The sequence below is a fragment of the Rhizorhabdus antheiae genome (assembly GCF_049889055.1).
In the GTDB taxonomy this organism is placed as follows: Bacteria; Pseudomonadota; Alphaproteobacteria; order Sphingomonadales; family Sphingomonadaceae; genus Rhizorhabdus.
In genome coordinates, this window is record NZ_JBLTWO010000003.1 from 236,908 (window position 1) to 261,061 (window position 24,154).

At 65.8% G+C, this 24,154-nt stretch carries 22 protein-coding genes; 12 read left to right on the top strand and 10 right to left on the bottom strand.

What is annotated here, in order from left to right; all coding sequences use genetic code 11:
- The first annotated feature begins 8 nt into the window (after window positions 1–8).
- On the top strand, window positions 9–431 hold the full coding sequence (locus tag ACNI3R_RS08640) for a c-type cytochrome (protein WP_426182036.1): 423 nt from the start codon (window positions 9–11) through the stop codon (window positions 429–431).
- 96 nt (window positions 432–527) lie between these two features.
- Window positions 528–2,180 (top strand): FAD-binding protein, encoded by a 1,653-nt coding sequence (locus ACNI3R_RS08645; protein ID WP_426182038.1) that lies wholly within the window; start codon window positions 528–530, stop codon window positions 2,178–2,180.
- Window positions 2,181–2,216: 36 nt separating this feature from the next.
- Here ACNI3R_RS08645 and ACNI3R_RS08650 read toward each other — a convergent pair whose 3' ends face one another.
- Window positions 2,217–3,776: a flavin monoamine oxidase family protein gene (locus ACNI3R_RS08650; RefSeq protein ID WP_426182041.1), complete on the bottom strand. Its 1,560-nt coding sequence runs from the start codon at window positions 3,774–3,776 to the stop codon at window positions 2,217–2,219.
- A 132-nt stretch (window positions 3,777–3,908) separates the two neighbouring features.
- Between ACNI3R_RS08650 and ACNI3R_RS08655 the strand changes: the two genes are divergently transcribed.
- The 5 genes from ACNI3R_RS08655 (at window position 3,909) to folP (ending at window position 9,003) form a co-directional block, all read left to right on the top strand.
- Complete coding sequence (locus ACNI3R_RS08655) at window positions 3,909–4,289, top strand: hypothetical protein (RefSeq protein ID WP_426182044.1); 381 nt, start codon at window positions 3,909–3,911, stop codon at window positions 4,287–4,289.
- A 119-nt stretch (window positions 4,290–4,408) separates the two neighbouring features.
- Entirely contained in the window at window positions 4,409–5,413 is a 1,005-nt protein-coding gene (locus ACNI3R_RS08660) for an L-histidine N(alpha)-methyltransferase (protein ID WP_426182046.1), read from the top strand.
- Between the two features lie 39 nt (window positions 5,414–5,452).
- A complete protein-coding gene (locus tag ACNI3R_RS08665) occupies window positions 5,453–6,070 on the top strand; it encodes a ribonuclease HII (RefSeq protein WP_426182049.1) in 618 nt (205 codons plus the stop codon).
- Window positions 6,071–6,659: 589 nt separating this feature from the next.
- Window positions 6,660–7,799, top strand: a complete 1,140-nt coding sequence (locus ACNI3R_RS08670) for a site-specific DNA-methyltransferase (protein ID WP_426182051.1) — start codon at window positions 6,660–6,662, stop codon at window positions 7,797–7,799.
- An 82-nt stretch (window positions 7,800–7,881) separates the two neighbouring features.
- Entirely contained in the window at window positions 7,882–9,003 is a 1,122-nt protein-coding gene (gene folP, locus ACNI3R_RS08675; RefSeq protein ID WP_426182054.1) for a dihydropteroate synthase, read from the top strand.
- Window positions 9,004–9,023: 20 nt separating this feature from the next.
- Here the strand turns inward: folP and parE are convergent, their stop codons facing one another.
- Together parE and ACNI3R_RS08685 are read right to left on the bottom strand one after the other, a co-directional pair.
- A complete protein-coding gene (parE, locus tag ACNI3R_RS08680) occupies window positions 9,024–11,006 on the bottom strand; it encodes a DNA topoisomerase IV subunit B (RefSeq protein WP_426182056.1) in 1,983 nt (660 codons plus the stop codon).
- Window positions 11,007–11,230: 224 nt separating this feature from the next.
- Window positions 11,231–11,935: a GcrA family cell cycle regulator gene (locus tag ACNI3R_RS08685; RefSeq protein WP_426182059.1), complete on the bottom strand. Its 705-nt coding sequence runs from the start codon at window positions 11,933–11,935 to the stop codon at window positions 11,231–11,233.
- Between the two features lie 79 nt (window positions 11,936–12,014).
- Here ACNI3R_RS08685 and ACNI3R_RS08690 point away from each other — a divergent pair, with 79 nt between their 5' ends.
- On the top strand, window positions 12,015–12,842 hold the full coding sequence (locus tag ACNI3R_RS08690; RefSeq protein ID WP_426182061.1) for an ABC transporter permease: 828 nt from the start codon (window positions 12,015–12,017) through the stop codon (window positions 12,840–12,842).
- Window positions 12,843–12,915: 73 nt separating this feature from the next.
- Here the strand turns inward: ACNI3R_RS08690 and ACNI3R_RS08695 are convergent, their stop codons facing one another.
- Both ACNI3R_RS08695 and ACNI3R_RS08700 read right to left on the bottom strand, forming a co-directional pair.
- A complete protein-coding gene (locus ACNI3R_RS08695) occupies window positions 12,916–13,206 on the bottom strand; it encodes a hypothetical protein (protein ID WP_426182063.1) in 291 nt (96 codons plus the stop codon).
- 225 nt (window positions 13,207–13,431) lie between these two features.
- Window positions 13,432–14,424 (bottom strand): 2-hydroxyacid dehydrogenase, encoded by a 993-nt coding sequence (locus ACNI3R_RS08700; protein WP_426182065.1) that lies wholly within the window; start codon window positions 14,422–14,424, stop codon window positions 13,432–13,434.
- A 138-nt stretch (window positions 14,425–14,562) separates the two neighbouring features.
- On the opposite strand from ACNI3R_RS08700, the gene ACNI3R_RS08705 reads away from it, so the two are divergent.
- Both ACNI3R_RS08705 and ACNI3R_RS08710 read left to right on the top strand, forming a co-directional pair.
- Window positions 14,563–15,006, top strand: coding sequence for an SH3 domain-containing protein (locus ACNI3R_RS08705; protein WP_426182318.1), 444 nt, complete (start codon window positions 14,563–14,565; stop codon window positions 15,004–15,006).
- Window positions 15,003–15,536 (top strand): GNAT family N-acetyltransferase, encoded by a 534-nt coding sequence (locus ACNI3R_RS08710; RefSeq protein ID WP_426182068.1) that lies wholly within the window; start codon window positions 15,003–15,005, stop codon window positions 15,534–15,536. Before ACNI3R_RS08705 ends, ACNI3R_RS08710 begins: the two co-directional genes overlap by 4 nt.
- Before the next feature lie 12 nt (window positions 15,537–15,548).
- Here ACNI3R_RS08710 and ACNI3R_RS08715 read toward each other — a convergent pair whose 3' ends face one another.
- Entirely contained in the window at window positions 15,549–16,031 is a 483-nt protein-coding gene (locus tag ACNI3R_RS08715) for a hypothetical protein (protein WP_426182321.1), read from the bottom strand.
- 113 nt (window positions 16,032–16,144) lie between these two features.
- On the opposite strand from ACNI3R_RS08715, the gene ACNI3R_RS08720 reads away from it, so the two are divergent.
- A complete protein-coding gene (locus ACNI3R_RS08720) occupies window positions 16,145–18,133 on the top strand; it encodes an ATP-dependent nuclease (RefSeq protein WP_426182071.1) in 1,989 nt (662 codons plus the stop codon).
- Complete coding sequence (locus tag ACNI3R_RS08725; RefSeq protein ID WP_426182074.1) at window positions 18,130–19,854, top strand: UvrD-helicase domain-containing protein; 1,725 nt, start codon at window positions 18,130–18,132, stop codon at window positions 19,852–19,854. The genes ACNI3R_RS08720 and ACNI3R_RS08725 overlap by 4 nt, the downstream gene beginning before the upstream one ends.
- A gap of 19 nt (window positions 19,855–19,873) precedes the next feature.
- Here the strand turns inward: ACNI3R_RS08725 and ACNI3R_RS08730 are convergent, their stop codons facing one another.
- The 4 genes from ACNI3R_RS08730 to ACNI3R_RS08745 form a co-directional block, all read right to left on the bottom strand.
- On the bottom strand, window positions 19,874–21,217 hold the full coding sequence (locus ACNI3R_RS08730; protein WP_426182077.1) for a hypothetical protein: 1,344 nt from the start codon (window positions 21,215–21,217) through the stop codon (window positions 19,874–19,876).
- Between the two features lie 340 nt (window positions 21,218–21,557).
- A complete protein-coding gene (gene bla, locus ACNI3R_RS08735) occupies window positions 21,558–22,463 on the bottom strand; it encodes a class A beta-lactamase (RefSeq protein ID WP_426182080.1) in 906 nt (301 codons plus the stop codon).
- A gap of 104 nt (window positions 22,464–22,567) precedes the next feature.
- Window positions 22,568–23,167, bottom strand: coding sequence for a TIGR02466 family protein (locus tag ACNI3R_RS08740; RefSeq protein WP_426182082.1), 600 nt, complete (start codon window positions 23,165–23,167; stop codon window positions 22,568–22,570).
- 62 nt (window positions 23,168–23,229) lie between these two features.
- Window positions 23,230–24,153 (bottom strand): S41 family peptidase, encoded by a 924-nt coding sequence (locus ACNI3R_RS08745; protein ID WP_426182085.1) that lies wholly within the window; start codon window positions 24,151–24,153, stop codon window positions 23,230–23,232.
- Window position 24,154: the final 1 nt, after the last annotated feature.

The following is a 24,154-nucleotide window of genomic DNA, read 5'->3' on the forward strand; positions in this document are numbered from 1 at the left end:
GACAGAGCATGAGCAAGAGCATTTCCGTTCTTCGTCTCGCGGCGCTGGTGCTGGCGGCGGGTGGCGCCGTCGCGGCGGTCGCGCAGAGCGGCCCGGCAGGCGACGCCGACGGCGCCTTCGTCACCGGCGCGAAATTTAGCGAACCCAATGGCGAGGCAATGTACCGCCGGGTCTGTGCCGGTTGCCATATGCCGAAGGGCGAGGGGGTGTCGACCGGGGCAGGTTTCTATCCGGCGCTCGCGGGCAATCCGAAGCTCGAGGCCAGCGGCTATCCGGTGTACATCCTGCTCAACGGGATGAACGGCATGCCTGCCGTGGGCCGGATGATGAGCGACCAGCAGGTGGCCGATGTGGTCAACTATGTCCGGACCCACTTCGGCAACAGCTATAACGATGCTGTTACCGCCGAAGAGGTGAAGGCGCTTCGCTAACCGCCTGCCGCCGCGACGCGACCTGATACTGGTCATAGTTTTATAAAACACGGGTTGTATTAAAATCCCGCCGACAAGATCGGTGAGGAGAGGGTCGTGGCTGGAGCGGTTGCGTGGGACCGGGAAGCGGACGTGGTCGTCCTGGGATCGGGCGGAGCAGCGATGACCGCTGCGATCACTGCCCATGATTTCGGGGCGAAGGATGTCGTGATCCTCGAACGCTCGGGCATGGTGGGCGGCACCACCGCCATGTCGGGCGGGATGTTGTGGATCCCCAACAATCACCACCAGCAGGCGGCCGGGATCGCGGATTCGGACGAGGAGATCGTCACCTATCTCGACTCGCTCGCGCCGGGAGCGCTCGATCCCGAGACTTTGTGGGCGTTCATGCAGAACGGTCCCGAAATGCTCCGCTATCTCGACGAGAAGACGCCGGTGCGGCTCCACGCTTTTACCGATTTCCCGGACTATCAGCCTTATGCGCCGGGCGCGAAGCCCGACGGTGGGCGATCGCTCGACAATGCGGCCTTTTCCTTCGCACGGCTCGGCCAATGGTCGTCGCGCGTCAATCCGAGCAAGATGGCCTACCCGCTGCGCGGCAGCCTGATGGAGGCGACGCGCGGGACGCTCGATGAGGAAACCCTCGCCGAGCGCGAGACGGGCGACTATCGCGGACTGGGGCAGGCGCTGGCGGGATCGCTGTTCCTGGCGGTAATCGAGCGGAACATACCGGTGGAGTTCGAGACGCGCGCCCGCCGCCTGGTCAAGGACGGCGACCGGGTCGTCGGCGTGATCGCCGAAGATGCGAATGGCCGTACCATCCATGTTCGCGCGAGGCGGGGCGTGGTCATCGCCACCGGTGGCTTCGAGTGGAACGAGACGCTGGTGAAGAGCTTCCTGCGCGGTCCGCTGACCGGTCCGGTGAGCGTTCCCGAAAATGAAGGCGACGGTCTGCTGATGGCGATCGAGGCCGGCGCGCAGGTCGCCAATATGCAGAACGCCTACTGGATGCAGAGCACGCTGGAGTTCAAACCGCAGCACCGCGCGGCCAAGCCCAATTATCTGCTCGGTTCCGACGAGCGTGCCCGGCCGGGCGCCATATTGGTCAATCGCAAGGGGCAGCGCTTCGTCAACGAGGCCGCCAACTACAATGCGCTCGGCAAGTCGCTGCACGCCTTCGATGCGGGAACGCACAGCTATGCGAACCTGCCCTACTGGTTGATCCTCGATCAGCGCTACAAGGACAAATATCATCTGTTCAATGCCGCGCCCGGCGCGCCTGCGCCCGCCTTTGCGATGAAGGCCGACACGCTGGAGGAACTGGCGCAGATCGCGGGCATAGAAGCCGAGGGGCTGTGTGCGCAGGTCGACCGCTTCAACGCCATGGTCCGTAACGGCCATGACGACGAGTTCAATCGCGGCGACAATAGCTATGACAATTTCTACATGTGGGGCGACATGGAGTTCGAGCCGCCCTTCCGCACATTGGGCGTGATCGACAAGCCGCCTTTCTATGCGGTGAAGATGGAGGCGGGTGCCCTGGGGACGGCGGGAGGCCCCAAGACCAATGCCGATGGGCAGGTGGTCGACTGGCAGGGCAATGCGATCCCCGGCCTCTACGCGGCTGGCAATGCGATGGCGGCTGTGCTGGGCGATGTCTATGGCGGTGCGGGCGGCACGCTCGGTCCCGGCATGACCTTCGGATACATCGCCGGCAAGCATCTGGGGGCGCATCTGCCGAACCATTGAGCGGCGGACTCGGGCGCTGTCGACGGTAGGTGCCGTTCAGGCGCGCGCGGCCATCTGCCGCGCGTGGATCGACGAGACGACATAGCGTCCCGACTGGATCGCGCCCTCTTGCCAGCCCGAATGGGTCAGCCAGTCGGCGGCGAAATAGAAGGGACCGTCCGCCTTGTTCATGGCGTGGTACAGCGGATCGTCGCCGACGAAGTTCGCCTTATTGCCTTCGTTGTAGGGGATCTTGCCCCAGTTGACGACGATCGGCTTGGACAGCGATTTGCCATGGCCCGGGAAGATCGCGTCGATCTCCGCCTGGGCGAAGCGGTGTTGCTCGGCCATTGGCATCGACGTCACCCGTTCGCCACCCATGTAGATATAATAGACGGTGATGCCCTTCGGCCGGTTGAACCCGCCGGACGGGTGCCAGATGGTGGCGCCGGGGTCCTTGGTGAAGGACAGCCCGCCATAGATCTGGAAGTCCCGCTCCCAGAAACGCGGGGATTCGAAACCGATCTTGACCGCATTGCCATAGAAGACGTCGCCGATCCGGTCGCGGATCTCGGGTGAGAAATCCGACGGGATGCGCGCGAGGACGGGCAGGGGGATGGTGCAGACGCAGTAGTCAGCCAGCACCTCCTGGCTCTTGCCGGTCCGGCGATCCTTGTAGACGATCCTGGTGCCCCGGTCTCCGGGCCCACCCGTCCGGCGGATCTCGGTGACCTCGCTCATCAGGCGGATGACCCCGGCCGGGAATTTGCGCGCGATCGCCTTCGGGATGGCATCCATGCCGCCGACCGGTTGCAGCATCGTCGCCTGATCGTCGATCATGTCCTCGAAGATCAGGGTGTTCCACATATCGAGGTCGAGCAGCGCCGCCATGTCGAGCCGGTCCTCGCGCACCGTCTTCGCCTCGGCCGGTCCCGGCGCCACCTTGTAACCGGACCGCTTCGATCCCTTGTAGAAGAGGTCCTCGCTCAGATCGCCATATTGCCGGAGGAAGGCCAGCATTCGCTCCTTGTCGAGCCGCGTCATCTCCTGATCGAGCGCGCCGCCGTTGATCGCCTTGGCGAGCAGTTCCGAGACGGCCCCGCGCGTGTCGTTGACGGCCCGGCGGAAACGGATCGGCTTACCGTCGAGCGCGTTCGCGTTGCGCAGGAAGGCGGATCGGCTGGCGTTGACCTCGACCTCCATCTCGACCCCCAGGTCACGGCAATAGTCGAGCACCGCCTGATGGTGGCTGGGAATGCGCGCGGGGCCGGTATTGAAATATTCGCCTGCATCGTAGCGGCAGGTCTGCACCGATCCGTCGGTCCATTCGACCCGGTCGCCGTTGCGAACGGTCCAGTTATGCCCGCCGACGCGATCGCGCGCCTCGAGCAGGACGACATCATAACCGGCCTTCAGCAATTCGTCGGTCGCGGCGAGCCCGGCCAGGCCGGCGCCGAGAACCACCACCCGAATGCCGCTGCCCGAGCCCTTGGGAAGGTCCAGCGGCTTGACCGATGCATAAGCGGGCAACATGCCAAGCGACTGCATCAGGGCATAGGTCGCGCCATAGCCTCCTACCTTGCCGACGGCTTCGAGGAACTGGCGTCGCGTCGTCATATTGGCTGTCCTCGCCCCAGGATGGGATGTTCGACTGTAGGGAGTGGTCCGTGCGGCCGAATACGGCGAATGTCGTATTGGCGCCGCAGCTCCCGCGTTGCCCATAGGGAGGCTCATGATCGGGGGACTCGAATGCGCGATGCTGGCCGAGGCGCACGACGCCTGCTTCTGCTGATGACCGCGTTTTGCCTCCCCGCCGAGGTGCGGCCCGAACCCATGCCGGATGGCAGCCAAGTCCCTGAGTTCGCAGAGGTTCGCCGTATCGTGTCGGCGCGCTGCCGCTTCTGCCACACGCAGGTGCCTCAGGAAGATGGCCTCAACGCCGCGTCTCAGCCGCCGAGGGGGGTAAAGTTCGACACCCCGGCCGATTATCGTCTCTTCGCCGGGATGATCGGCGCCACCGCCGTCGACAGCCGATTCATGCCGCCCGATAACGCGACCCGGATCACCGACGCGGAGCGCGCGACGCTGGGGCGCTGGATCGCTGCCGGCGCGCCCGTCCCCCCACCCTGATGCCTCTGGGTCGCAGCCACGGCTTGACCGGCTGGCCACTATTTACATCGCTGAATATCTCGTGACATTGTAAGGATCGGGTCAGTCATCCGATCCCGCGATTGCGGGATATAAGGAGCATGAAATTGATCGGTGAGGGACCGGGGCGCACGCCGCCCGCGCGCGAAATCGTCGCCTTTCACGATCATGGCTCGCCGACGCCTGAGTTAGCGCGTGTGGTGCTCGACGCGCTGGGACGGGAACCGAAAAGCCTCGCCGGCCTCGCGCTGATCGATCGCCGCTCCGCCGCTCTCCGGCAACTCTGTGGTCTGCCCGAATATTATCTCCAGAGGAGCGAGGTCGACATCCTGCGGACCCATGGCGAGGCGATCGGTGCGGCCGTGGGGCCCGGCGCCCAGCTGATCGGGGTCGGCGGCGGATGCCTCGATCAGGTCTGCCTGCTGATCGCGGCCCTTCGCGACCCCTGGGCCTATGTCCCGGTCGATGACGAGCGCGAAGGGCTGCTTGCCGACGCCCGTTTCGTCCAGCAACAGTGGCCGCGCTTGTGGGTAGAAGCCGTGCGCGCCGATCTTCACGCACCGATGACCCTGCCGCCCAATGCTGGCGGGGGGCGCAGGATCGCGTTCATACCGGGGAACATCATCGGCAATTTCGATCCGGCCAGTGCCATAGGCTTGCTCGCTCAGCTGGGAGCGGCCGTGGGGGCAGGTGGCCTGATCCTCGTGACGGTCGATCTGCGCAAAAGCCCGTTGATCGTCTCCTCTGCCTATGATGACCCGCATGGCTGCAACCAGGCGTTGATCCTTGGCGTGCTCGATCGGCTCAATCGCCAGTTGGGCGCCACGTTCGACCCGCGCCTGTTCGAGCATCGTGTGCGTTATGAGCCGGAGCGCGGCTGCGTTTCCGCGGATCTGGTCAGCCTGGGAGTGCAGGATGTCCGCATCGCAGGAACGGTCTTCCGCTTCGCCCAAGGCGAGGCGCTGCTGGTCGAGCGGAGCTGGAAATATGAAGTCGACGATTTCCGCGCGCTGGTGCGGGGTGCCGGCCTGCGCCCGATCGGGCTCTGGCAGGACGCCAGGGCCTATGTCGGCTCCTTCCTTCTCGAAGTCATGCCGACCGACTGAAGCATGGGCTTCGCGCCATCGGCGCGCTATGGACGGACCATGGCCGGACCCTGTTTCACGCTCGAACTGCCCCATCCCATGCCGCTCGCGGGCGTCGACGAGGCGGGCAGGGGCCCATTGGCAGGGCCGGTGGTCGCGGCAGCGGTCATTCTCGATCGTGACCGTGTCCCGGCGGGGATCGACGATTCCAAGAAGCTGAAGGCCGGTGCGCGCGCCGCTCTGTGCCTCGAACTGCGCAAGGTGGCCCATGTCGGCGTCGGCGTGGCCAGCGTCGAGGAGATCGATAGCCTCAACATATTATGGGCGTCGATGCTGGCGATGGAGCGGGCCGTCGCGGCGCTGGGCATCGACCCGGCGATGGTCCTGGTCGACGGCAATCGCTGCCCGAAATGGACACGCCCTTCGCTGGCCGTGGTCGGGGGCGACGCCCGATGCCTGTCGATCGCGGCGGCTTCGATCATAGCGAAGGAAGAGCGCGATCGGATGATGGTCGAACTCGACCAGGCACATCCCGGCTATGACTGGGCGAGCAACAAGGGCTATGGCACTCGCGCACACATGGTGGCGCTCGACCGGATGGGTCCGACGCCGCATCATCGACGCAGTTTCGCGCCGATCGCTCAATTCTCTTTGTTTCAGGTCGAAAGCGCCGCCTGAGCGTCAAATCCCGCCGACGAAGTCCAGACAGCCGCGCCGGAAGTTCCGGCTGTCGACCGGGCATTGATCCGGGGAACGGACCGCGGCGAGGACCGCCCAGCGATAGCCGCGATCACGCTCGGAACACTCGGTACAGCCAGCCTCCCCAGATCCTTCATTGGGTGACGCGGAACTGATCGTCGAGGCCTCGGCGGGGGCGAACAGCGAAATGCCGTCGGCCGGGCCGTACCGGTGCTGCGCTAGCCGTCGACGGTCGCTACGCCTGCCAGCGTGCCGCCGAGCACCGCCGCGACCGCGGTCAGCGCGAGAGCCGAAGAAGATCGCCACGAAGACCACAGCATCCGCCTTGAACTGCGATGCGGAGCAGCCGTTCCAAAAAAAATCGACGAATGGCGATCGGGTGAGTCCTGGAAGCCACACCACTAGGGATTGAGTCCCGGTCCCCTCTTCGGACTCAATATGAAGTGACGGACTCCTTTCGTTCCTCTGGCTCGAGTCGAATCTGCGATTCGGCTGTCAAACTATTGTTCTTGACCGAAGAGTCCTGATGAATCACCGTGCGCGGCGACAGAATAAGGGGGTCAGTTCGATGGGTGTTCTCGAGAAAATTCCGGCCACGCGCCGCGCGCGCCGCGCCGTCGAGGCTCCTGCGCGCCTGCCGCTGAACGAGATTTTGAAGGGCGATTGCATCGAGACGATGCGGGCGCTTCCCGATCGCTGCGTCGACATGATCTTCGCCGACCCGCCCTATAATCTCCAGCTGGGTGGCGACCTCCACCGGCCCGATGGCAGCCAGGTCGATGCGGTCAATGACGACTGGGACAAGTTCGACACCTTCGCGACCTATGACCGCTTCACCCGCGATTGGCTGCGTGAGGCGCACCGCATCCTGAAGGATGACGGCACGATCTGGGTCATCGGCAGCTATCACAACATCTTCCGCGTCGGCACCGCGCTGCAGGATCAGGGCTTCTGGATCCTCAACGACATCATCTGGCGCAAGGCGAACCCGATGCCCAATTTCAAGGGCACCCGCTTCACCAACGCGCATGAGACGCTGATCTGGTGCTCCAAGGCGGAGAAGGCGAAATATACCTTCAACTACCGCACGATGAAGGCGCTCAACGACGACATCCAGATGCGGTCCGACTGGACGCTGCCGATCTGTTCGGGCGGTGAGCGGCTGAAGGGCGAGGACGGCGCCAAGGCCCACCCGACGCAGAAGCCGGAATCGCTGCTCTACCGCGTCATGCTCGCCTGCACCGAACCGGGCGATCTGGTGCTCGATCCCTTCTTCGGCACCGGCACCACCGGTGCCGTCGCGCGCCGCCTCGGCCGCCGCTGGATCGGCATCGAGCGCGAGGACAAATATATCAAGGTCGCCAACCAGCGGATCGCGGCGACGCTGCCGCTCGACGAGAGCGCGATGCTGTCGATCCCCGAGAAGAAGGCGGCCCCCCGGGTGGCCTTCGGCCTGCTGGTCGAAAGCGGCCTGATCCCGCCGGGCTCGGTTCTGAGCGACTCCCGCCGCCGCTGGACCGCGCAGGTGCGCGCCGACGGCGTGCTTGCCAGCAGCTGCGGCACCACCGGATCGATCCACCGCCTGGGCGCGCTGCTTCAGGATGCCCCCTCGTGCAACGGCTGGAGCTTCTGGCACATCGAGACGCCCGAAGGCCTGCAGCCGATCGACAGCCTGCGCCAGAAGCATCTCGCCCAGTTGGGCGACTGAGGTCGCGGGCGCGCAGGGCACGGCCTGCCGCTTCCCGTTGATGAGGCTGGTCAGCCGCCGCCCCCGGCGATAGCGAGGGGGCATGACGACCGAGACCATCTCCCGCTATGCGCGCCTTTATTTTCAGCCGGGCGGCTTTCTCGCCTCGCCCTTCGGCCATGACGGCGTGGTGGAGCGCCTCGCAGGGGGGGCGCTCTGGTTTACCGGTTATGAGGTGCTGCTGGTCGATGGCGGCCGCAGGACCGGCACCCGTTGGGTGCCGCTGGCGGAGTTGGAGGCGTTCCTCGCCTGCCTGACCCAGAATCAGGCCGAAGCGGCGCGGGAGACTATCGCGCGGATCGCGGCACCCCGCGCGCCGCTGACTCTGGGCGATCGGCGGCTGATGCTCGATCAGCCGCAGGTGATGCTGATCCTCAACATGACGCCCGACAGCTTTTCCGATGGCGGGCGGCATCTGCGCGATCCGCAGGCCGCTGCGGCATCGGCTGCTGCCATGATTGCTGCCGGCGCGGCGATTGTAGATGTCGGGGGAGAGTCGACCCGGCCCGGCGCCGAGACGGTCGCGCTGCGTGAGGAGATCGCCCGCGTTGAGCCGGTCGTCCGCACGCTGGCCGGGCAGGGCATCCCCGTGTCGATCGACACGCGCAAGGCGGGCGTCATGGAAGCGGCGCTCGATGCAGGGGCAGCGATCGTCAACGACGTCTCCGCTTTGTGCCATGATCCGGCCTCGGCGGCGCTGCTCGCAGGCCGCGACTGTCCGGTCATCCTGATGCACCACCAGGGCGACCCCGCGACGATGCAGCAGAGCCCGCATTATGAGGATGCGCTGATCGAGGTCTATGACTGGCTGGCCGAACGCATCGCCTTTGCCGAGGCGGCGGGCATCGCGCGGTCGCGGATCATCGTCGATCCGGGCATCGGCTTCGGCAAGACGCTGCGGCACAATCTGCAGCTGCTCAACGGTCTGGCGCTGTTCCACGGTCTCGGCTGCCCGATCCTGCTCGGGGCCAGCCGCAAGCGGATCATCGGCGCGCTGTCGGACGAGGCACCGACCGATCAGCGGCTTGGCGGGTCGATCGCGCTGGCGCTGCACGGCGCACAGGCCGGCGTCCAGCTGCTGCGCGTGCATGACGTGCCCGAGACGGTGCAGGCCGTCCGCATCTGGCGAGGCCTGCGCGACGAGGCGCTGACGCCGCGCTTCTGAGCGCGGGACGCGCGACGCGATCAGGCGTCTATCACCTCTTCATCGACGCTGGCGGCGTTCGCCTGGATGAAGGCGAAGCGGTGTTCGGGATGCTTGCCCATCAGCCGGTCGACGAGGTCGCGAATGCCGGCGCGCTCCTCATATTCCTGCGGCAGGGTGACGCGCAGCAATGTGCGGGTCTTCGGGTCCATCGTGGTTTCGCGCAGCTGCTGGGGGTTCATCTCGCCCAGGCCCTTGAAGCGCGACACCTCGACCTTCTTGCCTTTGAACTCCTTGGCCTCGATCTCGCGCCGATGTTCGTCGTCGCGGGCATAGACGCTCTTGGCGCCGGCGGTCAGGCGGTAGAGCGGCGGCTGGGCGAGGTAGAGATGCCCCTCGCGGACGAGGTCGGGCATCTCTTGGAAGAAGAAGGTCATCAGCAAGGTCGCGATATGGGCGCCATCGACATCGGCGTCGGTCATGATCACGACCCGCTCATAGCGCAGCAGTTCGGCGTTGCAGCGCTCGCGCGTGCCGCAGCCGAGCGCCTGGATCAGGTCGGCGATTTCCTGGTTCGCGCCGATCTTGGTGCTGTTGGCCGAGGCGACGTTGAGGATCTTGCCGCGGATCGGCAGGATCGCCTGGGTCTTGCGATCGCGCGCCTGCTTGGCCGAGCCGCCGGCGCTGTCCCCCTCGACGATGAAGATTTCGGTCCCCTCGGGCGCGTCGTTCGCGCAGTCGGTCAGCTTGCCCGGCAGGCGCAGCTTGCGGCCGGCGGTCGCGGTCTTGCGCTTGACTTCGCGCTCCGCCTTGCGGCGCAGGCGATCGTCCATCCGGTCGAGGACGAAGGCGAGCAGCGCCTTGCCGCGCTCCATATTGTCGGCGAGGAAATGGTCGAAATGGTCGCGCACGGCGTTTTCGACGAGGCGCGCGGCATCGGGCGAGGTCAGCCGGTCCTTGGTCTGGCTCTGGAACTGGGGATCGCGGATGAACACCGACAGCATCTGTTCGGACCCGGTGACGATGTCGTCGGCGGTGACGTCCTTGGCCTTCTTGTTGCCGACCAGTTCGGCAAAGGCGCGGATGCCCTTGACCAGCGCGGCGCGCAGGCCGTTTTCATGGGTGCCGCCATCGGGCGTGGGGATGGTGTTGCAATAATAGCTGTACGAGCCTTCGGACCAGAGCGGCCAGGCCACCGCCCATTCGACCGAGCCCTGATTGTCGGGGAAGGCCTGCTTGCCGGCGAAGAATTGCGCGGTCGCGCATTCGCGGCTGCCGATCTGCTCGCGTAGATGGTCCGAGAGGCCACCGGGAAACTGGAAGACCGCCTCCGACGGGGTGTCGTCGCCGATCAGCGAGGGATCGCATTTCCAGCGTATTTCGACACCGGCGAACAGATAGGCCTTCGACCGGGCCAGCCGCATCAGCCGCGCCGGACGGAAATGCGCGCCGGGGCCGAAGATTTCGGGATCGGGGGTGAAGCTGACGCTGGTACCGCGCCGGTTGGGGGCGGCGCCGAGCTTCTCGATCGGGCCCAGCGTCTCGCCGCGCGAGAAGCGCTGGCGGTACAGCTCCTTGTTGCGCGCGACCTCGACCACAGTGTCGGTCGACAGCGCATTGACGACCGACACGCCGACGCCATGCAGGCCGCCGCTGGTGGCATAGGCCTTGTCGCTGAACTTGCCGCCCGAGTGGAGCGTGGACAGGATCACCTCGAGCGCCGACTTGCCGGGGAATTTCGGGTGCGGATCGACCGGGATGCCGCGGCCATTGTCGGTGATGGTCAGGCGGTTGCCCGGCTGCAGCGAAACCTCGATGCGGCTGGCATGGCCGGCGACCGCCTCATCCATCGCATTGTCGAGCACCTCGGCGGCAAGATGATGATAGGCGCGCTCGTCGGTCCCGCCGATATACATGCCCGGCCGCCGCCGGACGGGTTCGAGACCCTCCAGAACCTCGATCGCCGAGGCGTCGTAGTTGCCGGAACTCGTGGAAGGCGCCGAAGCGAAAAGGTCGTCTGACATCGCCGCCGACTATAGGGCCGGGGAGGGCAGGAAGGGAAGGGGCGTGACGCGGTCGGTCGGCTGCAACCTACTCAGCCGCACGCGATCCCGACGATGGCGTCGCACATGCCGGGCCGCTCCCGGTGTCCGGCGGGGGCGGGGCAGGCCACAGTTCCATCGGTGCGCATGCGGGAAGTCCGGCCACGGAGGCCGGCATCAGTCCCGCATGCCGCACCGGATGGGAATCAGCGGACGCGCGGGCCGCCGAAGGGCAGGGGCGGCGGCGGACGGCGGTCGCGACGCGGCAGCTGCGCCTGATAGGCGATCGAGCAATGGTCCAGGCAATAGGGAAAGCCGGGGTTGATCGGCTCACCGCAGAAATGAAAGTCGGGCTCGCCCGGATGACCGATCGGCCATTTGCAGACGCGGTCGTTGAGCTCGAGCAGGCTCGTCTTGCCGGCGATCTCGGCGGACGGCTTGGCCGGAACCAGACGGCGGGGCGGAGCAGGCGGGATCGGCGCGCTCTGCTCCCCGGGGGCCTGGCGCTGGAAACCGCCGGGGCCGATCGAACGGACGAGCGGCATCGGTGCCGGGGTCGGCGCGGCGGCGGCGGGAGCCGCAGGCGCGGCTGCCGCCGGGGTGGGAGCGGGGGCCGGCTTCGGTGCGGGCGCAGGCTCTGCGACGGGTGCCGCCGCGACGGGCGCAGGCTTGGGCGCGGGGGCAGGCTTCTCGGCCGCCGGGGCCGCCGCAGCCTTGTCCTTGTCGGCTGCGGTCGACGAGTCGCCGCCGCCCTTGACGGGAGAGGGGCGCGCTTCGAGACCCAGGCGGTGCGCCTTGCCGATCACGGCGTTGCGGCTGACGCCACCCAGCTCTTCGGCGATCTGGCTGGCGGTCATCCCCTGACCCCAGAGCCGCTTGAGTTGATCGATCCGTTCTTCCGTCCAGGACATGCTTGTACCTCGTCTGCCCCCGCTGCCGGACGTCTCCGGCTCTTGCGGGCGGGGCGGGGAGCCGATAGGCGAAATGCCCATGAGCGACCAGCCCAAAAACATCATGATGCCCCCGCCCGGCGAGCCGGTGATCCCGTTCGTCAACTGGGGGGGAATGCTCGCCCTCTATGTGAAGGAGGTGAAGCGTTTCTTCAAGGTCCAGCTTCAGACTATCTGGGCGCCGGCCTTCACGACGCTGCTCTATCTGCTGATCTTCACCCTCGCGCTGGGAGGCAAGGACCGGATGGTGATGGGCTATCCCTTCGCCACCTTCGTCGCGCCCGGCCTGATCGTGATGGGCATGATGAACGCCGCCTTCGCCAATTCCAGCTTCTCGCTGCTGGTCGGCAAGATGCAGGGGACGATCATCGACTATCTGATGCCGCCGCTGTCGACGGCGGAAATGCTCGCCGCGCTGATCGGCGCCTCGGTCACCCGCGCAATTCTCGTCGGGCTGGCATTGTGGGTGGCGATGGCCTTCTGGCCCGGCGTCGACGTGATGCCCCGCCATTTGCCGGCGGTGATCTGGTTCGGCCTGATGGGCGCGATATTGCTCAGCCTCGTGGGCGTGCTGACCTCGATCTGGGCCGACAAGTTCGATCATGCCGCTGCCGTCCAGAATTTCGTGGTGGGTCCGCTCTCTCTGCTGTCGGGCACCTTCTATTCGGTCGAGGTGCTGCACCCGACCTTCCAGGCGATCAGCCACGCCAACCCCTTCTTCTACGTCATTTCGGGCTTCCGCTATGGCTTCCTAGAGCGGTCGGACTCGCCGGTGCTGGTGGGCGCGATCGCGCTGCTCGTGCTCAACCTGCTGCTGTGCTGGGCCAACTATGCCGCGCTCGATCGCGGCTGGAAGATCAAGAGCTGAGGCCGGACATGAAAATGGGCCGCCCCTGATACGCCGGGACGGCCCTGTACTCAGGCTTGCGCCCTAACTGGAGTTACTTGTAGCGGCGGCGGCCGTTCTTATCGATGTAGTATTTCCGGCCCTGGCTATCGCGGTAATAGCGACGCTCCTTGTTGAGCGTGTTGAGCAGGGCGCCGCCCGCACCACCGATCAGCGCGCCTTCGCCGACCGACAGGCCGGGGATCACGGCGCCGGCCACGACACCGCCGGCCGCACCGATACCGGCGCCACGGAGGATATGTTCGGCGTCCTGCGCGAAGGCGGGGGCGCCGGCACCGGCCACCGACAGCGCGGTTGCCGCAGCAATGATCTTGACCATCTTCATGACTAGGTCCCTTTCTGAAATCTCGTGCCGGAAAAACGCGGAAGAACCGTGCAGGTTCCCTCGTCTTCCGATGCGACTCTTCTAGGAAATCGGGACTGAACGGGGTGTGAAGCCGCCGTTCATCTTAGGACAAGCTTGAGCGTCTTCATCGTGCACGAAGACGCTCACCTTCTTCATGCCGCATTTTCCGAGCCGTTGACCCCATAGGGCCAACTCGAAAATGCTCTACACCCACCCCTCGAAGATCTGGTCGCGGGGGCGTTGGCCGTCCGCCCATTGGCGGATATTGGCGATCACGCGCTCGCCGGTTTCGGCGCGGCCTTCATAGGTGGCCGAGCCCATGTGGGGGAGCAGCACGACATTGTCGAGCGCCAGCAGCCGGGGATCGACGGCGGGTTCGTGGGTGAAGACGTCGAGTCCCGCGCCCGCAATCTCGCCGCGCTCGAGCCGATCGATCAGCGCAGCCTCGTCGACGATCGATCCGCGCGCGGTGTTGATCAGATAGACGTGCGGCGACAGCAGGCCGATCCGCCGCGCGTCGATCAGATTTTCGGTCTCGGGCGTGTGCGGGCAGTGGATCGAGACGATGTCGCTGTCCTGCAGCAGCCGGTCCAGATCGGGTTCGAACCGCGCATCCAGTTCCTGCTCGACCGCCTCGGGCAGGCGATGCCGGTTGTGATAGACGATCGACAGGTCGAAGGCGCGGGCGCGGCGCGCCACCGCGCGGCCGATCCGCCCCATGCCGATGATGCCCAGCGTTTTGCCGTCGATCCGGTGGCCCAGCATCGCGGCGGGGCTCCACCCCGTCCACGTGCCCGAGCGGACCAGCTTCTCGCCTTCCGCCAGCCGGCGCGGCACCGACAGGATCAGCGCCATCGTCATGTCGGCGGTGTCGGCGGTCAGCACGCCGGGCGTGTTGGTGACGATCACCCGCGCTGCGCGCGCCGCCTTCAGGTCGATATGATCGACGCCATTACCGAAATTGGCGATCAGGCCCAGCCGGCCATTGCCTGCAGCGATCACCGCAGCATCGATTTCGTCGGTGATCGTCGGCACCAGCACGTCACAGCGCGCGGCGGCGGCGGCCAGCTCGGCCGGCGACAGCGGCCGGTCGCTCTCGTTCAGCTCGACGTCGAACAATTCGCGCATCCGCGCCTCGACCTGCGCGGGCAGGCGCCGGGTGACGATGAGCTTGGGATTGTGAGGACGGTCCGCCATGCTTCGTCGCTAGTCCCGCAGGCAGGCGAGCGCAAGCGCATGTCACGGCGCTTGAACCCTGTCGGCGGGGCTATACTAAGGGCGCTCGGACAAAAGGGGGAACAGGTGAAAAGGCTGCACTGGTTGTTGCTGGCGGGCATGGTCGTCGCGGGCGGCGCGGAGGCGCAGGAGCGCAAGACGCCCTATTGGGCCTCGATCGCCACCGGCAACGCCCTGCTGCGCACGGGGCCGGAGCGCACCTATCCCGCCACCTGGCGCTATCGCCGCCGCGACCTGCCGGTGCAGGTGATCAAGGTCTATGGCAATTGGCGCCGCATCAAGGAGCAGGACGGCACCGAGGGCTGGATGCTGGCGACGCTGCTGAGCGCCAAGCGCACCGCGATCGTGACCGGCGACACCCCCGCCGAAATGCACGCCGACCCCGATGCCGGCGCACGCATCGCCTGGCGCGCCGAGCCGGGCGTGGTGGGGCAGATCAGCAAGTGCGAGGACGGCTGGTGCCTGTTCGATGTCGCCGGCAAGAAGGGCTATATCCAGACCGATCATATCTGGGGCATCGATCCGGGCGAGGAGGTCGAGTGAATCTCGGCCCCCGCCTGGAAACCCCGCGCCTGATCCTGCGCCCGCACCGGCTCGACGATTATGAGGCCTGCTGCTTCCTGACGAGCGACCCGGCGGCGGTGCGGATGATCTTCCAGAACCCGCTGACGCCCGAGAAAAGCTGGCACCGCATGCTGCGCTTCGTCGGCCATTGGGCGCTGCTCGGCTATGGCCTGCTGCTGGTCGAGGAGAAGGCGACCGGCCAGGTGGTGGGCGAGGTCGGCATCGCCGATTTCCACCGCGGCCTCGGCCCCGATTTCGACCCCTTCCCCGAAATGGCGTGGATGATGTCCAGCGACGTCCACGGCCGCGGCTACGCCACCGAAGCCGCCACCGCAATGCTCCGCTGGATGGAAACCGCCTTCGCGCCCGAACGGGTGGTGTGCATCATCGACCCGCATAATGCGGCATCGCTGCGCGTGGCCGAGAAGCTCGGTTTCCATGCGTTCGGCAATGCGGAGTATAAGGGGAAGGCGGTGTTGAAGCTGCGGCGGGTGGTGAGTGTGGGGTGAGGGGAAGCTGACTTAAGTGAAGCGTTGGAGCGCCTTGCGGTTCAGATCGTCGCGGCGGCTTTGCACCCCAATTGCGGTCATCAGGCGGCAGGCGAGGTCTTGCTCGCTCCATCTCGTCGAGAACGTGGCGGACACCTCGAACCAAGACCCGTCATTGCCCTGTCCATGATATCGCCCCATGCAGGAGCATTGGCATTCGTGGCCGACGGCATTCTGGCAGGAAGGAGAGCATTTTTCCTGCTCGCGATAGGGCTGGACAACATAGACTTGGCCGAAGTCGGTGAGCGCACGCTCGACGAAGTCGTTGAACCAAGCCTTGGGCAGCTCCCAATATTTTCCACCCGCGATCCAACTGGGTTTCGCTCGCCGCCCATTTCGAAGCCAGTCTCGGTTCGTCGTCGCAAAAGGCATCCGTACTCTGAGCATCTGCCCCGATCCGGTTCTGCGAAGGATTACCGGAATATCCCCTTGGTTCCACACATGTTGGATCGTCATCCTGTCCACGCCGCTTCGCCTTCGTTTTTTGCGAGATGGACATCAAAACCGATAAAGATCAACTATCGTCGGTACCGAAACGAAGGCTAGAAAACTGCGGCGAGGGGGAAGTCATGTATCTGAAACAGCTGAAGCTTGCGGGTTTTCGGTCATTCGACCACGGGACCATCGACCTTCAGAAAGATCTCACGGTCTTTGTCGGCGAGAATAATGGTGGAAAGAGCAACGCGATCGATGCGCTGCGCCTGCTGACCTCGCCCCTGAGCGGAAGGCGGGAAATCTATTGCGAGGAGGCCGATCGCCGCTTTCAGAGCGATGCGGGGCATTTCGAGCTCGAGGCCCACCTCGCCGAGCTGTCGCACGGGCAGCAGGGCCGACTGATATCCGCAGCCGTCGATGACATGAGCGCCGCGCGTTTCGGGCTCCGGTTCGATTGCGAACGCCCTGGCGCCCGCCCGCTTTTTTGGGCCGGCCGCGATTGCAATGCGCCCGAACCGAACAGCCTCGACATGGTTCGGCATGTCTATCTCCCCGCGCTTCGAGACGCCAAGCGCTCGCTGGCGTCCGGAAATCCGACGCGGATAATGGCGCTGCTCAATCATTTTCTCGGCGGCACCACCGCAGCGGACCTCGCCAAGGATCTAGCGCGCGCGCGCGAGCATGATGTGCTTAGTAAAGTTGACGACGCCGTAAAAAAAGGACTGTCAGCGCTTACATCCGGCGTGCGGCATCAGGCAGCCTCGCTGGGCTTCGCCTCCGACGAGGCGCTCATCGACATCGCCCGCGACCTTCGTTTCCGGCTCGCGGATCATGACGTCAATCCCCAGGACTTGCGATATTCCGGGCATGGCTATGCCAATCTCCTGTTCATGGCGATCATCGCGGTCGAGCTGGAGAAGGTCCGCAACGCCGATCTCACCCTGTTCCTCGTCGAAGAGCCGGAAGCCCATCTCCATCCGCAGCTTCAAGCCGCGGTGCTATCCTTCCTGCAGGACCAGGCCGAGCAATCGCGACACGCGTCCGCTGTCGAAGATGGTCCCGCCGGCGAACTTCAGGTAGTCGTGGCCACCCATTCGCCCAATCTTTCCGCTTGGGTCAGCAGCTCCAACCTCGTCGTGTTCAAGTCGGTCCTCGCCGCCGATCGGAGGAAGACGTCGAATGACAAGATCGAGCCGGCCGATGCCGACATAGCGGTCATCGAGACGATGCACGCCGAGCCAGAAAGCGAGGGCAGTGCCGCTGGAGCCGATATGATCTCGACCACCATCGCGGCGGCAACGCTGCGCCGATCGACCCGCTGCCTCCCTCTCGCCTCGATGGCGCTCGACGAATATGAGCGCCGCAAGGTCGATCGCTATCTCGACGTCACCAAGGCCGCTCTTCTCTTCGGCGGCCGCGCATTCCTCGTCGAAGGAATCGCCGAAGCGCTGCTGCTGCCGGTCATCGCCAAATATCATGTACTCAAGGATGAAGCGGACAAGCTGCGCCTGTTTCGCTCGGCGGTATTCGTGCCGATCGATGGTGTCGATTTCGCACCCTATGTCACCCTCCTCCTGACCGCGATGGACGGTGCCCGGATCGCCGACCGTGTGGTGGTCGTGACCGATGGCGACAAGGTGAGTTCGGACAAGGACGATGCCGACGCAGACGATGAACAGGAAGACGCCGAGGATCAGGGCGAGGCCCCCGCGGCGGACGCGATCGATACGCCTGGATCCTCAACTCCCCCCGGACCGGTCGACGGGCTCATCCCGGGAGCACGGCGCAAGGCCGCGCTCGATGCGCTGGTCCGAGACCTTGGCGCGAGCGCGCATTTTACCGCGATCGCGAGCACCTATTCGCTCGAGTCCGAGCTGATTGAGGCCGGCAATGGCGATCTCCTCGAACAGGTATTCCTGACCCTGCACCCCAAATCCAAGAAGAAGTGGCGCAACGCCATGGCGCTGGATGGTGACGAGCGTGCCAGGAAGGTCCACGGCATCTTCAAGACGGTCCGCAAGGGCGACTTCGCGCAACTGCTTGCGCGGCGCATCGAGGAAGGCGCGACCTTCACCGTGCCCGTCTATCTGAGGACCGCGATCACGGAACTGGTCGCCTCGTGAAATCCTCCTATGAGCCCACCGACGAGCAGAAGACGATCTTTCTCCATCCCGGCGAAGCCTTCGTGACGGCTTGCCCAGGCGCCGGCAAGACGCGGACGATGGTCGAGCGCGCGCGTATCCTGCTTGGCGAAAAAAGCGACCGGCGCGGGGTCGCCTTCCTGTCCTTCACCAATGCCGCCGTCGAGGAACTGGAGGCGCGGCTACGCACCTTCGGCGTGCTTCCGACGCCGCTCTTCCCCAGCTTCATCGGCACCTTCGATCGCTTTCTATGGCAATTTTTCATCGCACCGTTCGGGATGCCGGAATGCGAGGACCCGCCCAAGCTCATTCCAGACAAGGCGCACTGGATCGTCCAACCTCACCAGACGATGCACCCGTTGCCGCTGAACATCTTCGACCGAAAGACCGCGAAGCTCGATCCCCTGCTCGCCCGCAAGCATGGCTTCGATGCCAGCCGGAAAAGTCCCAAGCCCTATGAGGGTGCGGCCCTTTCGGTGCTCAACAACGCTCTCAAACGCGGCCAGGTCGATTTCGACGACATCCGCGCCTGCGTACGCGATCGCATGGCGGATAAGATCTTCGCGGACAGGCTCGGGCTGGCGCTGGCCGGACGCTTCCGCGAGATCATCGTCGACGAGGCGCAGGACTGCAATCCGGCCGACCTCGACGTCGTGCAATGGCTGCGCGATCACAAGATCTGCGTGAAGGTCATCTGCGATCCTAATCAGTCGATCTACCAGTTTCGCGGTGGCGTCACCGGCGAGCTCGTCAAATTCCAGGATCGCTTCACCGCCGAACAGCGTCTTCCCATGACGGGCAATTTCCGGTCCTCTCCCGCGATCTGCGCGGCAATCGCGGCGCTCCGGCCGCCACGATCGCGCGGGGCAGCCGACATAGCGCTCGGCCGGTACAAGTCGGAAACCGCCCCCGTCCATATCCTGTCCTATCGCGGCAGCGGCGTCTCCACCGCGATCGGCCCCAAATTCGTTTCGCTGATCGCGGCCGCCGGCATCGCCCCAGCCAGTGCGCCGATCCTTTCATCGCGCCGGGCAAGCGCCGCCAAGGCGATCGGTATCCCGACCCTCCAGGAGACGAGCCACCTCACCCTGCAGCTCGCCCAGAGCGCGATGGCCTATCATTTCGCTTTCAACATGGGGAACCGGCGCGAAGCGCTGGCGGCGCTCCATCGCACGGTCTTGCAGGTGCAGCAGCATATCGGCGCGCCCGGCGACTATCATCGGCATATCATCGCGAACGGCCTCGACGATGGGCGTTGGCGGCCGGCCGTCATCGCGATCGCAAATGCGTTGCGCTTCACGCCCCCGCAAACCGCCGATGACTGGCTCCAGCAAGCGCGGCGAGTGCTCGCGCCCGGCCTGGTCGGCGGGTCATCGATCGCCCAGCGCCTGCGATCGACCTCGGACCTTTCCACGGCCCTAGCCAGCGCGCCCGCCACCGCCTGCCCGCCGCGCACTATCCATTCGGCAAAGGGGCTCGAATTTCCGGCCGTTTGCGTCGTTCTGACCAATCAAAAGGCTGGAGATATTCTCGGCTGCCTTGAGGGGTCCTCGCTGACGGCCGACGAAGACGCACGCAAGATCTACGTCGCCGCTTCCCGCGCCGAACGATTATTGGCAATCGCAATTCCCAGGAGCAAGGCAGAGCGCCTCCAGGCATTGCTGGCCGGCGTCCAATGCCCCACCCTCGTCCATGATATCTGAGAGGGCGGCCTAAGCCGCATCAGTCATCCTCGCGGTCTATCGCGTGGCGCCAATGGCCGCCCTTGCGGAGCGGTGCTCCGGGGGGGCGAACGATTGTACGCGCCGGCAGCGTGTGGCGATACCGGTGCGGGCGCAGCCGCCAAAAGGAGGTCGTCTCGTCGAATGTCCAACCGCCGTCCGGCGGCACGAGCGGCCGGAAAAGGTGGCAATATATCCACACCAGCGGCTTGCCGCGCGCGTCGTATGTTGCGAGCCGCTGCTGGATCTTCGCGTCGCGGCGAAACTCGGTGTAATCTCCGTCGAGCGCTTCGAGGCCGACATGCACGGCACCGGGCATATCGTCGAGCAACTGATCGGTCGCATCGCTCAACTGCCGGAGGAAGTGGCGGCTGCGCTTCTCGACCGCGCGTTCGCCGACCGACATCCACCGCCCGATGAGGAGCGAGCTGCCCAGGACGTCGGCATAGCGCGGCCATCTTTCGTGACGCGGGCAGTCTCCGGCAACGAGATGGTTCACATGCCAATCATATTCGCCGAGCGCCAGTTCGACGAAGCGCGCATCGCCGAAGAGGAGATAGTCATGCTCAAGGAATTCGTCGATCGTCCGGGTCAGGATCGGCCTGATGCTCACCCGGCCGAATTCGTCGGCCATCTCCAGCGGTAGGCCACCGACCCTGAGTGCGCGTTCCATCGTCTCGACCAGCCAATTCGCCGGCACGGCATGAAGTTCGCTGTCGAAGACGACGTCGATGACAAGAAAGCGCCGGCGCTCGGCGACCATGTGCGCGACCGGTTCGAATAGGGCGCGGAATGCCGCACGCTCGGCTTCTCGATACGGCCCCGCCCCCATGCGCTTCGCTTCGATCGACCAGGTCTTTCGCGATCGCCGGGCCGAGAAATCCGGCAAGCGCCGACGCTTTGTTTCAGGGATGAAGCTGATGTCGGACCATCCCTGCTCGGCATAGGACAACGCTAGAAGAAGCTCGAACATGCCCGCATCCGCTTGCGAGCGCTCCTCGATCATCATTCGACGTGCGCGATCGTCGATACCGGCAATACTACGCGCCAAGCCGAGGCGGCGTCCGATCGAGGTCAGTAGAGGGATATAGCGCGCGCCGGCCATTGGATCATACCAACCGCCGCCCGACGGCTGCAACGCCGCTTCACCGATGAAGAGCATCAATCCCGAAACATCTTCGCCGACCTCGGGAAGCGCCGATGGATCGCGAATCCAAAAAGACGTCAGCGCCTCGCCCTCCATTCGGCCCAATAGCGCCGAGCGACGATCGGACCAATCGGCTGCAGGCATAAAGGACCGCAACCAGTCGACGGCTGCAAGAAGGTCGGGATCGATCTGGTTCATTTTATCACATTATCCAGAACTGCCCTACGCAACGATACACTATCCTTCATAGCGGGGGTAGTTCGCTCCAAGCCTTGCCAAGACTTTGCCCTTCAACCCAATCGCGGTAAGCGAGAAGTTCGACCCTAGCGCGGACCGTTCGAGATGAAGACGCGGGCCGGCGATGCGTACTGCGGCGCTGATCGCCACTCACTCCGGGCCAGTGTTCCAAATCCAGCCATTCCGCAACCAAAGTCTGTCAATGCCAGATTGGCAGGGACCTTGTCATTGGCTCGATTATAGGTACTCCGCCTCTCCTCGTTGCCGACGCTCCGGATTCGATCAGATCCCTTCCGCCCCCTTACCGCCGACCAACCACCCCCACCGCCAACCGCCCCACCTCCGCCAACACCCCCGCAGACGCGCCACTCCCCACCGCAAACGGCGCCCATGTCTCATGATAGGCCGCCACGATCACCGGCACCGCGCCCGCCGGTCCCCCGAACGCCACGTCGACGTAGATGCGCCGCTCGGGGTCGGTCCATGTGCCGGTCTTGTCTCCGGCGTCCCAGCCGGTGGGGAAGCCGGCGCGGAGGCGGTCGAGGCCGGTGGCGGTTTCGCGCATCCAGCCTTTGAGCTTTTCGCGGCCGGCGGGGGAGAGGGTGGGGCCGAGGAGGAGGGCGGCTGCCGTCTGCGCCATCGCGCGCGGGGTGGTGGTGTCGAGGCTGGTGCCGGGGGGCACCTCGTTCAGCGCGGGTTCGTAGCGGTCGAGGCGGCTCGTGGTGTCGCCGATCGAGCGCCAGAAACGGGTCAGTGCCTCGGGCCCGCCGAAGCGGCGCAGCAGGATATTGGCCGCCGGATTGTCGCTGGTGACGAGCGTGCCGCGCGCCAGCGCCTCGACGGTCAGGCCGGTCGCGGTGGCGGGGCGGGTGACCGGGCTGTGCGAGAGGAGGTCGGCCTCGGTCCAGCGCAGCGTCTCCGCCAGGTCGATCTGCCCGCGCTCGGCGCCTGCCAACATCATCGCGGCGAGCGACAGTTTGAACGCGCTGCACTGCGCGAACCGGTCGTCGGCGCGCCAGCCGGCGCCGCGCCCGCTGACCGGATCGAGGATATAGGCGCCCAGCCGCCCGCCCGCGCGGCGCTCGATCGCAGCCAGCGCCTCGCTCGTCGCCGATGCCTCGGCCCCCGGCCGGCCCGTCTCATGCGCGCAGCCCGCCAGCGTCAGGGCGAGGCCACTGCCCAAGAGCGTCCGTCGATCGATGTCCATGAAGCTGTCCCTGCTCGCCGTGCTGCCTTCACCGATAGCGAAGCCGAAAATGGCGGGGCTGTCGAGTGGCGCGTCAGGGCGCGTGGCTATGGGGCAGCGGGGCCTCAGCTATAGTTGAAGCTGATGCTGATCCGGTCGCCCTTCGCCCCATTGGGCGGCACTTCGTGGCGCAGCCAGCTTTCCCACAGCAGGATCATGCCGGGCTTCGGCTCGGCATAGACGAAGGCGCGGTCCTCCTCGGGCGCGTCGGGGCGGCGGGGCGGGGCGGCCATCATCAGCGGCAGGCGCGGATCCTCGAACTTCAGCCCGCCCGATCCTTCGGGGACGGCGACGTAGAAGGTGCCGGAAATGGCGCTGTGCGGGTGGATATGCCCCGAATGGGTGCCGCCGGGCTTCATCAGATTGACCCACAGGCTGTCGAGGCGGAGCTTGCGGCCGAGATCGAGGTGCAACTCTTCGGCGAAGCGCGCGACATGGCGGTTCAGGATCTTCGCCAGGTCGGCAAAGGCCGGGTCGCGCGCGGGCAGATCGCCCAGCGACGCATAGGAGGTGTAGCCGCGATAGCCCTTCTCCTTCGACCAGGCCTTGCCAGCGCGGTCGTCGGCCGCGAGCGAGCGGACCGAATGGTCGAGCTCGGCGAGCAGACTCTCGTCCTCGACAAGGGCGTCATAGATGCGGGTGACGAACAGGGATCGGATGGCCATGGCCCGCACAAGCACGGCCGCGCCGCCGGTTCAAGCGCCGATGGCGGGTGGGTGGGGCCGGATCAGCGTGGCGGTGCGGCCGAGAGCAGGGCGATGGCCTTCCTCAGCGCGGCGTCCACCGGCTTGCGAGCGACGGGGACGATGTGGCGCGGGGTGAAGCCGCGCCCCTCGAGCCTCGTGCCGTTGGCGGTGCGGATGTCATATTCGGCGACGGTCAGCATGCCGCCGCCGGGCAGGCCATGTTCGACCCCGCCGGTCACCGCCCCCGCGGTCTTCTGCCCGACCGAGATCGCGCGGCCGCTTTCGGTGAGGAAGAAGGCGAGGATTTCGGCGGCGCTGGCGGTGTCGGGGCCGACGATCACGGCGAGCGGGCCGAGATAGGAGCGCGAGCCGGCGCCGCGCGTATATTCCTCGATCTCGCGGCGGCCGTACAACCGGATCAGCAGCTGCCTGCGGTCGGTGAACAGGCCGGCGATCTTGTCGAGAATGTCGTCGCGCCCGCCCAGATTGTCGCGCAGGTCGAGGATGACGCCGCGCAGGGCAGGGGCCCGGGCGATCTCATCGCGCAGCCATGTGTCGTCGCCGCCATCGAACTGGTTGAGCGTGATCAGCAATATCCCGCCCTCGATCCTCGTCGCGGCGCGGGCGGGGGGCAGGTCGCGCTCCTCGGGCGGCTCCTTTTCCCAGCGGATCTGGCCGGGGCTGGTCGCATAGACATGGCTGTCGTCGAGCTGGTCGAGCATGCGGTTGACGACGGCATAAAGCTGCCGCTCGTCCTTTGCGGCCAGGGCCTGAGGGTAGAAGCGGTCGCGGATCGCGTCCCAGTCATTGCCGCCCATCGCGCGGTCCCAATAGCGGTCGGCGACGATCGACCAGGCGCGGTCGAAGACGCGGGCGTTGAGGTCGGTCCCGCGCCCGAGCACCGGCGTCGAGGCGCTGACGAGGCAGCAGAGCGCGAGGGCGAGGCGGGACAGGCGGTTCTTCATC

What these genes read in the sequence shown, in the direction of transcription:
- ACNI3R_RS08640 (WP_426182036.1), top strand. Translation starts at nt 9, where the DNA reads ATGAGCAAGAGCATTTCCGTTCTTCGTCTCGCGGCGCTGGTGCTGGCG.
- ACNI3R_RS08650 (WP_426182041.1), bottom strand. Translation starts at nt 3,776, where the DNA reads ATGACGACGCGACGCCAGTTCCTCGAAGCCGTCGGCAAGGTAGGAGGC.
- ACNI3R_RS08655 (WP_426182044.1), top strand. Translation starts at nt 3,909, where the DNA reads ATGCGCGATGCTGGCCGAGGCGCACGACGCCTGCTTCTGCTGATGACC.
- ACNI3R_RS08660 (WP_426182046.1), top strand. Translation starts at nt 4,409, where the DNA reads ATGAAATTGATCGGTGAGGGACCGGGGCGCACGCCGCCCGCGCGCGAA.
- ACNI3R_RS08665 (WP_426182049.1), top strand. Translation starts at nt 5,453, where the DNA reads ATGGCCGGACCCTGTTTCACGCTCGAACTGCCCCATCCCATGCCGCTC.
- ACNI3R_RS08670 (WP_426182051.1), top strand. Translation starts at nt 6,660, where the DNA reads ATGGGTGTTCTCGAGAAAATTCCGGCCACGCGCCGCGCGCGCCGCGCC.
- folP (WP_426182054.1), top strand. Translation starts at nt 7,882, where the DNA reads ATGACGACCGAGACCATCTCCCGCTATGCGCGCCTTTATTTTCAGCCG.
- parE (WP_426182056.1), bottom strand. Translation starts at nt 11,006, where the DNA reads ATGTCAGACGACCTTTTCGCTTCGGCGCCTTCCACGAGTTCCGGCAAC.
- ACNI3R_RS08685 (WP_426182059.1), bottom strand. Translation starts at nt 11,935, where the DNA reads ATGTCCTGGACGGAAGAACGGATCGATCAACTCAAGCGGCTCTGGGGT.
- ACNI3R_RS08690 (WP_426182061.1), top strand. Translation starts at nt 12,015, where the DNA reads ATGAGCGACCAGCCCAAAAACATCATGATGCCCCCGCCCGGCGAGCCG.
- ACNI3R_RS08695 (WP_426182063.1), bottom strand. Translation starts at nt 13,206, where the DNA reads ATGAAGATGGTCAAGATCATTGCTGCGGCAACCGCGCTGTCGGTGGCC.
- ACNI3R_RS08700 (WP_426182065.1), bottom strand. Translation starts at nt 14,424, where the DNA reads ATGGCGGACCGTCCTCACAATCCCAAGCTCATCGTCACCCGGCGCCTG.
- ACNI3R_RS08705 (WP_426182318.1), top strand. Translation starts at nt 14,563, where the DNA reads ATGGTCGTCGCGGGCGGCGCGGAGGCGCAGGAGCGCAAGACGCCCTAT.
- ACNI3R_RS08715 (WP_426182321.1), bottom strand. Translation starts at nt 16,031, where the DNA reads ATGACGATCCAACATGTGTGGAACCAAGGGGATATTCCGGTAATCCTT.
- ACNI3R_RS08720 (WP_426182071.1), top strand. Translation starts at nt 16,145, where the DNA reads ATGTATCTGAAACAGCTGAAGCTTGCGGGTTTTCGGTCATTCGACCAC.
- ACNI3R_RS08730 (WP_426182077.1), bottom strand. Translation starts at nt 21,217, where the DNA reads ATGAACCAGATCGATCCCGACCTTCTTGCAGCCGTCGACTGGTTGCGG.
- bla (WP_426182080.1), bottom strand. Translation starts at nt 22,463, where the DNA reads ATGGACATCGATCGACGGACGCTCTTGGGCAGTGGCCTCGCCCTGACG.
- ACNI3R_RS08740 (WP_426182082.1), bottom strand. Translation starts at nt 23,167, where the DNA reads ATGGCCATCCGATCCCTGTTCGTCACCCGCATCTATGACGCCCTTGTC.
- ACNI3R_RS08745 (WP_426182085.1), bottom strand. Translation starts at nt 24,153, where the DNA reads ATGAAGAACCGCCTGTCCCGCCTCGCCCTCGCGCTCTGCTGCCTCGTC.